This window comes from Bradyrhizobium sp. (assembly GCF_019242285.1).
Taxonomy (GTDB): domain Bacteria; phylum Pseudomonadota; class Alphaproteobacteria; order Rhizobiales; family Xanthobacteraceae; genus Bradyrhizobium.
The window spans coordinates 1-9,732 of the sequence record NZ_JAFAVV010000851.1 but is presented as its reverse complement, the minus strand read 5'-3'; the positions used below and the strand labels follow the sequence as shown (position 1 = coordinate 9,732).

Genomic DNA, 9,732 nt, shown 5'->3' with positions numbered 1-9,732 from the left:
AGCGCGTACAGCACGCCTTCCGCCGTGCGCTGCAATCGACCATGCGATCAACTCAAGCGTGGGTTTTGCCTTTGCGCTTTCCGTCCATGCACCGCCGCCGCTAAAGGGCCGCGATGCATGGCTTGAGACCAGATGGGCCAGAGGGCTGCGCTCACTTGTCCTGGATCAGCCGCCCCAATGGAGCGAGCGGGGCCGACCGGCATCAGCTCGCAGGACATGACGTTCGCGGCCACGAGCGGCAGCGTGTCGAGCGTCGCCTTGGCCTCCTCGACCGAGGCCGCATTCATGAGAAAGATCGAACCGAACTTTTCGCGAAACCAGAACTGTTCGATCCCACCATCGAGATAGAGCTGGAGCATGTGGCGGCAGCGGCACGCGAACCTGCCGTCGGCGTAAAATCATCGCAGGCACACAACTTTCAATTGTCAATTTGAGCAGATTCCCTATCATCTCTCCTTTGCGTATGGGGGAATGTGCCATGCGTCAGCAATGGTTCCTTTGTTTTTTATTGATGTTTTCGATCAGCTTCGGAATCGGCACGGAAAGCAGCTTTGCGCAGCCGGCCGTCGACGAGAAGACGGTCCTTCAGATCTGTCAGGCCCTGTCGACCAAGGCCCCCGGGCTGATGCCGGCGATCGTGCCACCGGAAGCTGCACGACGGCTCATGACGAACTACGAACGTTTCACCGACATATTGTCGGGCTGCCTGTCCGCGGCCGAAACGGAGCACACCGCCCGTCGGGCGGGTTTCCTGGTCCAGAACACGCGATACGAAACCCGATGGTATTTCGTGCTCGACGAGAGCTCGATCGGAGACATCGTCGTCGAAGCATTCAGGCCCATCACGCTGGCCGATGACGGTGAATGGCAGACATTCCCGAACACGAGAGTGGTCACGGCGGCGCCGACGGCCAGTGAAAGCACGGCGCCGAGCTCCGAAACGGCCGACAGCCGTCCGATCACGAAAGGGCATCGTCGGACCGCCTATCATCACATGGCCAAGAAATCCCGAGCTTCCGCGAATGCCGACCGGGAATCGGCTCCGCCTCCAGCGGCGGAGGCGAGAACGACGAGCTCGGCACGCGATCCCTACATCGTCGAGTTCCACTACGCGACAAATCGCAAGGTGTCCGACGTCCAGATACCAGCCCCCGAAGTATCAGGCCCCGAATCGTCTCCGCCCCCCGACGAAAGTCCCGCCGTGACGTCCGGCCTGAACCTCTGGACGCCTGTCAGCGATTACACCGGCGAACGCAGCGCGGACCTCAGCTTCGGCGCCGTCAGCGTCCGCGTGCCCGAGGGCCATCTCGTCGGACAGGTGGAACTGCCATGGCGCGTGACGATTCTCGGCCACGTGTTCACGCGCAATGACCAGACCCGGTACTTCACCCTTCGCGACATCGAAAGAACGACCGAGGACGAATGGATCACGTCGCTGTCGCATGCAAAAGGAAAGGTGAGGGAGAAGAAGGCCCTCGTCTTCGTCCACGGCTTCAATACCAAGTTTCAGGACGCGGCTTTCCGCATGGCCCAGATCATCTGGGACCTGCAATTCCAGGGCACCGCGGTCCTGTTCTCATGGCCGTCCCGCGGCGAGATCGCGGACTACGGCTACGACAAGGACAGCGCGCTCGGCTCGCGTGCGGCCCTGCTCCGCGTCATCACGGATCTGCAGAAGGCGGGCTTCGACGAGATCGACATCATCGCCCACAGCATGGGCAATCTGGTTGCCGTCGACGCGCTGTCGAACAGCGCCGCGACCCAATCGCCCGTTGCGATCGCTCAGCTCATCATGGCCGCGCCCGACGTCGATCGGGACATGTTCATTCAGGAAGTTCCCAACCTCGCCAAGGTGGCAAAAGGTCTGACGCTCTACGCCTCCGCCAACGACAAGGCGCTCATGCTCTCCAAGCGCGTTGCCGGAGACATCCCGCGCGCCGGCGACGTGCCCGCCTCCGGACCGATCGTTCTGGCGCCGCTCTCCACGATCGACGTCAGCGCCGTCGGCAACGAGATGTTCGGTCTCAACCACAACACCTTCGCCAGCACCAAAAACGTGCTGAACGACCTCAAGATACTGCTCGCCACCGGCGCCCCGCCGCCCCGGCTCTCCGAAATCCACGGCTACCCGGAGCCGCCGCTGGTGGCGACGTATTTTCGGTATTTGCCGTAGTGTCTAGCAGCACGCGGAGGTCTTGACAGTCGGCTCGGGCGCGCAGCACGCACCGCTTTGCCGCTCATGCGCAATGCGCGCGACGTTCTCGCCCGAGCCGTCGCCATAGACGATGCTTTCGCCCGTGGTGTGGAAGGTCTCCCACGCAATGCCGGAGGGATCGTCGATCCACGACTTTTCAGACTTGGCGTAGCAACATGTCGTTTCGCCCTGCTCGATGATGTTGCCGCCGGCCTGCCGCAGGCGTGCATGCACCTCCTGCAATTCGTCGACGCTCTCCACCTGGATGCCGAGGTGATCGAGCCCGGGCGCGCGACCGCGGGTCGAGATCGCAAAGTTCACGCAAGGGTCGTCGAGCATCCACTTCGCATAGTCCTGCTTGACGACAGCAGGTTCGGCGGCGAACAGCGCGGAATAAAAGCCGACTGATCGCGAGATGTCTTCGACGGAGACGTGAACGTGCAGGCGCTTCATGATCGATCCTTTCAGGCCAGAATCCCGGTGCGCTTTCCGCGCGGGCTTGCATTCGGCGGCCGGCGCACGCGAGGCGCCATCGTCATGCCTGTCGTGAACGAGTAAGGAACTGCGGCTCTGAACGCCATCCCCCGAGCGCCACCCGCGCTTCAACGATCAGATCAGGGCGACGCGGCGACTTTCGTCACAGACCCCGCGTCGCCAGTATTTGTCAGTTAGTTCGGCCAGCAACGACCGCCTTCAGGCCCAAGGTGGAATCCTGGAGGGCATGCACGCTCAAATCCTTGGTTCGGCCAGCAACGCTGTCCTTCGGGTCCCAAATGCCATCCCACTGGACAAGCGCGGTTGGTCGCAAAGGGATGACAAAAGCCGCCTGGCCCGCGCCACCATCCCGGGCCACATCCCTCTGCGGCACTCGCGGTGCCGGCGAAACTTGCGACGCCGGCAGCAAGAGCGGCACCTAGAAGCAAAGTCCTCATCATCTTGATTTCCTCCAGTCTCTCCGGGAAGGAGATGGGCGCATCAGATGCCGGCTCAGCTGAATGGCATCTGAATGCTGGCTGGAGAAACGGAGGACCGACTCGCGCTGTGGCTGCGCCTTCAGCCCAGACCGCTTCAATTCCTCGGCACTGGGATCTCGGGAGTCGGGACCAAAAAATTCGATGGCTTGGCGGGCCGCGTCACTGCGCGTTCACTTCGATAGTATTCGCACTTCACCCGGCGCCATTGTACGCACTGCCTCTTGACGCGGTTTAAGAAGTCTATCCATGAGACGAGCATTCGAGCCTTTCGCGGCCGCACTCAGAACACGATTGACCGCGTCTTCACGCAAGGTCGCAGCCGCCCATAGCTGGTCACTTTGATCCGGGGTCGTCACCCGAACCAGATGTATGCCGTTCGCATCCATCTAGGACACTCTCCCAAAATGAAGTTGTCGATGCACATTTGCCGCGCCCAACCTAGCATGGCTTGCTTACGTCGACCTTACGCGGGCGACATCAATAAAACCGCCTTCCTGCCGGAGTGTCGCTATTGCGTGCAGCTCACCAAGAACTCTTTCCTGTGGGCGCTGACGATTTTCTGATCGATAGCCTGCTGGAGACAATCAAGTCGCGCCTGTACCATGCATAGCTGCATCTGATCCTGCCTGTCCTGGCCCGTGAATCTCTGTGACGCAGCTTGGCAAGCGGGCAAACTTTGGCCCGCCTACCGACGTTACTCATCCATAGCGGCGGGCCTGACGAGTCATTTTGTTCGTGGGCGGCATCGGTTCGTGTGCGCGTGAATCCATCAGTCTGTCCTAAAAGGGCGAGCAAGCCCAGCAAGTGGGCCCTCGTTCTCAACCATTCGCGGCGAGTTCCGACTAGCTGGACGTCTGGCCTGCGCCCTCGAACGATCCCGAGCCCGCCGGGCGGCTTCAGATTCTACCTTGCGAACGGCCCCTCCAATGCAAGTCGCTCGCGCGTAATTTCACTTTCAGACAAAGGCGGCTGAATGCTGCGTAGCTGTGCAAGCTGCGCCGCTCGCGCTCGCGCATAGAGTGCACGGCGAGCCTCACCGGGGCATCAGGCGCTAATCCGGCGATAGCGCGATAAATCAACGGATAGTAGTCGGCTGGGCATGGACCAATCTCAACTAACTACGAACTCCTGAACTGAACAGCTGACTTCCCTTCACGATCCGCAAGGCCTTGCCGTATCTTTAGCGTAGCTTCAGATTGGCGAATCTCCTTGAGAGCTAAGCTCTTGATTTTGTTGGTGCCGCAAGAGGGATTCGAACCCCCGACCCCGTCATTACGAATGACGTGCTCTACCAGCTGAGCTATTGCGGCGGACCATGACGGCGCGGCCGGGAGAGCCTCGCGGCGCGACGCGCTCCTGATATCGGGCATGGCCGCGCTTGGCAAGGAAAAGCGCGGGCCGCGAAATCGGGCGCAAGCGCGTCAGCTGCCCCAGCGCGACAGGAATCCGCGCCAGCCGCCGGCCTGCGCCTTCGGCGCGCCCATCTGTTCCGCGAATTCGTCCACCACCGGCGCTTCGTCCTCGTCCTCGACGCCGGGATCATCGGGGGCGCGCTGGATCGGGATCACCGCCGGCACCGGCGCGCGGGTCAGCCGGCCGCCGAGGTCGGAACGGGTGCGGAACAACGGTGCCGGTCCTGCCGGTGCGGGGGCCTGGATCGGTTCGGCCGATGGCGGGGACGGCGACGCAGCGGGCTCCGTCGCGGGAGACGGGGCCGGCGGCGGCGTGGCGGCGGGCGATGTGACTGCGACAGGCTCGGGCGCTTTCGGCGCCGGCGGCACGGCCGCAGGTGATGGCGGCGCATTGTCCTGTACCGTCACAGGCGCAAGCTTCGCCTCGGGCTTGGCCTCGTCAGATCTGGCATCGTCAGATTTGGTACCGTCGGGCTGGACCTGATCGGTCTTGGCCTGGTCGGTCTTGACCTGGTCGGTCTTGGCCTGGTCGAGCCGGTCCGGCTCGGATTTGATCTCGGATTTCACCTCCGCGATCTCGCGCGGCGGCTCGGCGAGCCCCTGGCGGACGATCGGCTCGGGGCGGCGCGGCGAAGGCGCTGCCAGCATCGCCTCCTCGAACGGCGAGGACTCGATGGTCGCGCCGTGCTCCGACGGCAGGCTCGCTACCGGTGTCTGCCACTGGAAGGCGTCGAGCCGGCCGGTCACCGGCGACACCGGCCGCCAGCGCTCGGAGACGTAGCCGTCCGCGGTCCAGGCCGGATCGTGCCGCGCGCGCACCGCGCGCAAGGTCCAGGCCCGCGCCTTGCCGCTGTCGCCATGCTCGGTGCGTTCGAGCTCGGCCATCAGCATCGCCACCCGCTGGGTCGGCTGCGGCGTGAACGGCGCCAGCGCCTCGCGGGCGCGGACGAATTCGGCAGCATCGATGCCGGCGCGTGCCACCGCCAGCGCGCCCTCGATATTGCCGGGCGTCTTGGCCGCCAGCGTCTCGACCCGCACCAGCCGCTGCCGCGCCGAATCGCCGAGCCGGACATGGGCATAGGCGTCGGCCAGATCGGGATGCGGTTGCGCCAGCCACGCCGTCTCGACGATGCGCATGGCGCGGCGCACCTGATGCGCCTCGCTCTCGAATTTCGCCGCCAGCGCCGCGGCCGGCACCAAGGTCGGCGCGAGCTTGATCGCCTCCATCACGCAGTCGCGCGACAGGTCGCGGTCGGTCTTCTCCAGCTCCAGGGCCCGCGCCGTCAGCAGCACGCCGCGGCGGCGCCGATACGCGGCCCTGTCGATGCGGCCCGAGGCGAGATCGTTGTCGAGGATCGCAAGCGCGCCGGCCCAGTCGCCCTTGGCGCAGCGGAAGCCGAGCACGGCATGCGAGGCCCAGGTCGAGGACGGCGACAGCTTCAGCGCCTCCTCCGCGACCATCACCGCGCCGACCAGGTCGTCGGCGCGCTGCGCTTCGATGAACAGGCCGCGCAGGCCGAGCAGGCGGGTATCCTCGCGCTCGGTCATGCTGCGGAAGGCGGCGTGGGCGCCGGCGCGGTCGCCCTCGAGCTGCGCGGTCTGCGCATGCAGCAAGAGCGCCAGCGGATCGTGGCCGGCGAGCCGCCGCGCAGTGTCGGCATGCCGGCGCGCCACGGTGGCATCGCCATGGCCGACCGCGAGCAGGCCGTGGGTGATGGCGTGGCGGCCGCGCGCATGGCGCCGCTCGCGCCGGGAGTGCTGGATCCGGCCCGGCGTCTTGTACACCGTGCCGAGCAGCATCCAGGTCAGGACGCCCGCGGCGATCGACAGGCCGAGCCCGAACGCGAACACCGGCAGCGAGGTGCGCACCCGCAGGCCTTCCCAGGTCAGCACCACCTCGCCATGCTGGTCGGCGATCCAGGCCGCGCCCGCCGCGGCGAGCGCGATCAGCAACAGGAACAGGACGATTCGCAGCATGAAGATCCTATTGCGACGCCTTTTGCGTCACCTTGGCCAGCGCCGCCATGGCATCGTCGGCGAAATGACGCGAGGCGGCAAGCGCCGCGTCGCGGGCGGCGGCCCGGTCGATCCAGGCCTGTGCCGGCGCGCGGTCCGCGGGCGACAGCGCCTCCAGCTCGCGGCGGACCTCGGGCAGGTCGTTGCGCAGCGCGGCCGCCGTGATGCGCGCCACCACCGCGCCGCGGTCGTTGCCGACGCCGTCGGTGCGCTCGATGGTGACGAGCTTGGCCGCGCCCGCCTGCAAACGGTCGAGCACGCCGGTGCCGGTGGTGGAATTTTCCGGCGCGGCCGGAGACAGTTTCGGCACCAGCGCCAGCAATTCGCGATTGAGCACGAACGGGTTGGGCACGCCGGCGTTCGCGAACACCTCCAGCGGCTTCAGCGCGTCCGGATCGGGCGACAGCGACCTTGCCAAGGCCAGCGCCTTGGCAAAGGGATCGCCATGGCGCACCGCGACGTCGAGCAGCGCAGCGGCGACGACGCGCCGCAGCGGCAGGTCGTCCAACGGCTTGACGTCGGCGAGCTTGTCACCCTGCGTGGCAAGCGCGGCGCTCTGTGCCGCGGTGGCGCGCTCGAGCTGGGTGATGCGGTCGTTGAGCGGGCCAAGATCGACAGCAGCGGCAGAATCGGTCGTGGCGGGCTGGCCGGTCGGAGCGGCGGAGGCGAGCTTGTCGGTTTGCGCACGCAGCTTTGCGAGCTCGTCGCGCAGCGCGGCCTCCGATTTCGCGATCTCGCCGATCCGTGCGGCCATCGCGGGATCGGTGACGGGAGAAGCGGGCTTGCTGACCCTGGCCTCCAGGGTCGCGACGCGCGTGTTCAACTGCTCGATCGCCACCGTCTCGGGCGCCGGACCTTGCGGCGGCGGCTGCACCGGCGGCCAGCCCAAGAGCCAGCCGACGCCGATCACGAGGCTCGCTGCGACGGCGCCGGAAAACGGCGCGATCACCCAGGGCGAGATCGGGCGCGGCGATGACGCGCGGGTTTCGGTCTCGGCCTCGCGCATCGAAGCCGGCTCCGGTTCGGGCGCGGGCTCCGGACCGGCTTCGGCCGCGGGCGTCGCCTCAGGCCGCGGCTCGGGCGCGGGCCTGGTCTCGCTCGACACCTCGCTGGCATCGAGGTCGATGGTCGGCGGCGGCCGCTTCGGCCGTCCCGGATCAGCCGGCGCGTCGGTGTCCTCTAGCCTGTCATCGACCATGACGACGGTTCCCTGCCTGTCTTCGGGTGCCCAGATTCGGGCCCCCTCTTACGCCAAACTGGGCCGCAACGCACGCTCCAACGCCCCGAGCAGGCCGCTTTCGTCCGGCGACGCCGCCACCGAGACCTGCATCGCGCCGGCCTCGTGCAGCACCGAGGCCACGGTGGCGGAGATGCAGCATTGCGGCAGCGCCAGCGCCGAGATTTCGAGGCCCTCGCCGCGCACCGCCTCGACGAAGGCCTGCGCGGTCCGCGCCGAATAATGCAGCACCGCCTCGACGCCATTGGCCCGGAACGCCGCACAGGTGTCGCGCGGCAGGGTCAATAAAGGAACCATGCGGTAGGTGGTCACGGTCACGACGTCGAGCCCGCGCTCGCCGAGCTCGCCGGCGAGGTCGCGCGACAGGTCGGCGCCGGCGAGATAGAGCAGCACGGCCTGCTTGCGCTTCTTCTTCGGCAGATCGGCGATGATGAGATCACGCAGGGCGGCGGCGTCCTTGTCGGCCGAGATCACGTTGACGAACCCGGCCTCGCGCGCCGCCGCCGCAGTGTGCTTGCCGACGGCATAGAGCGGCAGTTGCAGGAGACGGCTCTGCACCAGCGCCGGCACCGCCGCGCGGATCGCGTTCGCGGAGCTCGCGATGACGGCGCGGATATCGGCGCCGTCATCGCGGAACGGCAGCGGCTCGAAGCGAAGCATCGGCGCCAGCAGCGCCTCGAACCCTCGCGCGCGCAACGCCGCCGAGGTCGCCTCATTGTCGGGATGCGGGCGGGTGACGAGAACGGCCATGCTTTGAGCCCCCTGAGCTCTCCCTTGGCGAGCCTTCCCATGTAGGTGGGAGATTGCGCTTTGCATCCCCCCAATGCTACCCGAACGGGGAAACAACGTGGCATTCTAGCGCAAGGGTACTCATTTGGATCACCGCCAGCCACTTCGCGTGCTCGGAATCGAGACCACCTGCGACGAGACCGCCGCGGCGGTGGTCGAGCGGGCGGGCGACGGCAGCGGCCGCATCCTCTCCAACATCGTCCGCTCGCAGATCGCCGAGCACGCCCGCTTCGGCGGCGTGGTGCCGGAGATCGCGGCGCGCGCCCATGTCGACGTGCTCGACGGCCTGATCGACCGCGCCATGAAGGAGGCCGGAACCGGCTTTGCCGACCTCTCGGGCGTGGCCGCCGCCGCCGGCCCCGGGCTGATCGGCGGGGTGATCGTCGGACTCACCACCGCCAAGGCGATCGCGATGGTGCACGACACGCCCCTGATCGCAGTGAATCATCTCGAGGCGCACGCGCTGACGCCGCGGCTGACCTGCCCGCTGGCGTTTCCCTATTGCCTGTTCCTCGCCTCCGGCGGCCATACCCAGATCGTCGCGGTCACCGGCGTCGGGCACTATGTACGGCTCGGCACCACCGTCGACGACGCCATGGGCGAGGCGTTCGACAAGGTGGCGAAGATGCTGGCCCTGCCCTATCCCGGCGGGCCCGAGGTCGAGCGCGCCGCGGCGAGTGGCGATGCCGCGCGCTTCGCTTTGCCGCGGCCGATGCTCGGCCGCGCAGACGCCAATTTCTCGCTGTCGGGATTGAAGACCGCGGTGCGCCATGAGATCGCCCGGCTCGGGACGCCGGCGCCGCAGGACGTCAGCGATCTCTGCGCGAGCTTCCAGGCCGCCGTGCTGGAGTCCACCGCCGACCGTCTGAGCGTGGGGTTGAAACTGTTCGAGGAGCGGTTCGGTGTGCCGCGCGCGCTGGTCGCCGCCGGCGGTGTCGCCGCCAACAAGGCGATCCGTGCCGCGCTCCAGGATGTCGCGGCCAAGGCCGGGACCACGCTGATCATCCCGCCGCCCGCGCTCTGCACCGACAATGGCGCGATGATCGCCTGGGCCGGCGCCGAGCGGCTCGCGCTCGGCCTGACCGACGATCTCGCCGCGCCGCCGCGCGC

Annotated in this window: 7 protein-coding genes, 1 tRNA gene and 1 pseudogene; 2 read left to right on the top strand and 7 right to left on the bottom strand. The window is 66.9% G+C overall.

From position 1 onward, the window contains the following. Nucleotides 1-47: 47 nt before the first annotated feature. Nucleotides 48-359 carry a hypothetical protein gene (locus tag JOY90_RS35140; RefSeq protein ID WP_291695678.1) on the bottom strand — a complete coding sequence of 104 codons (312 nt, stop codon included), beginning with the start codon at nt 357-359 and terminating at the stop codon, nt 48-50. Between the two features lie 152 nt (nt 360-511). Between JOY90_RS35140 and JOY90_RS35135 the strand changes: the two genes are divergently transcribed. Beyond that, nucleotides 512-2,173 (top strand): alpha/beta fold hydrolase, encoded by a 1,662-nt coding sequence (locus JOY90_RS35135; protein WP_291695677.1) that lies wholly within the window; start codon nt 512-514, stop codon nt 2,171-2,173. A gap of 3 nt (nt 2,174-2,176) precedes the next feature. On the opposite strand, the gene JOY90_RS35130 is transcribed toward JOY90_RS35135, so the two are convergent. The 6 genes and pseudogenes from JOY90_RS35130 to JOY90_RS35100 form a co-directional block, all read right to left on the bottom strand. Continuing rightward, on the bottom strand, nt 2,177-2,647 hold the full coding sequence (locus JOY90_RS35130; protein WP_291695676.1) for an ArsI/CadI family heavy metal resistance metalloenzyme: 471 nt from the start codon (nt 2,645-2,647) through the stop codon (nt 2,177-2,179). Between the two features lie 1,386 nt (nt 2,648-4,033). Beyond that, nucleotides 4,034-4,277, bottom strand: a pseudogene (locus tag JOY90_RS35120) (hypothetical protein); the annotation flags it as partial. 125 nt (nt 4,278-4,402) lie between these two features. Further along, nucleotides 4,403-4,478: transfer RNA gene (locus JOY90_RS35115), tRNA-Thr, on the bottom strand. Between the two features lie 111 nt (nt 4,479-4,589). Continuing rightward, nucleotides 4,590-6,557: a heme biosynthesis HemY N-terminal domain-containing protein gene (locus JOY90_RS35110; RefSeq protein ID WP_291695675.1), complete on the bottom strand. Its 1,968-nt coding sequence runs from the start codon at nt 6,555-6,557 to the stop codon at nt 4,590-4,592. Between the two features lie 7 nt (nt 6,558-6,564). Continuing rightward, nucleotides 6,565-7,794 carry a hypothetical protein gene (locus JOY90_RS35105; RefSeq protein ID WP_291695674.1) on the bottom strand — a complete coding sequence of 410 codons (1,230 nt, stop codon included), beginning with the start codon at nt 7,792-7,794 and terminating at the stop codon, nt 6,565-6,567. A gap of 48 nt (nt 7,795-7,842) precedes the next feature. Continuing rightward, nucleotides 7,843-8,583: a uroporphyrinogen-III synthase gene (locus tag JOY90_RS35100; RefSeq protein WP_291695673.1), complete on the bottom strand. Its 741-nt coding sequence runs from the start codon at nt 8,581-8,583 to the stop codon at nt 7,843-7,845. Nucleotides 8,584-8,707: 124 nt separating this feature from the next. Between JOY90_RS35100 and tsaD the strand changes: the two genes are divergently transcribed. Continuing rightward, the coding region (gene tsaD / locus JOY90_RS35095) for a tRNA (adenosine(37)-N6)-threonylcarbamoyltransferase complex transferase subunit TsaD (protein WP_291695672.1) at nt 8,708-9,732 on the top strand (1,025 nt) is incomplete at its 3' end.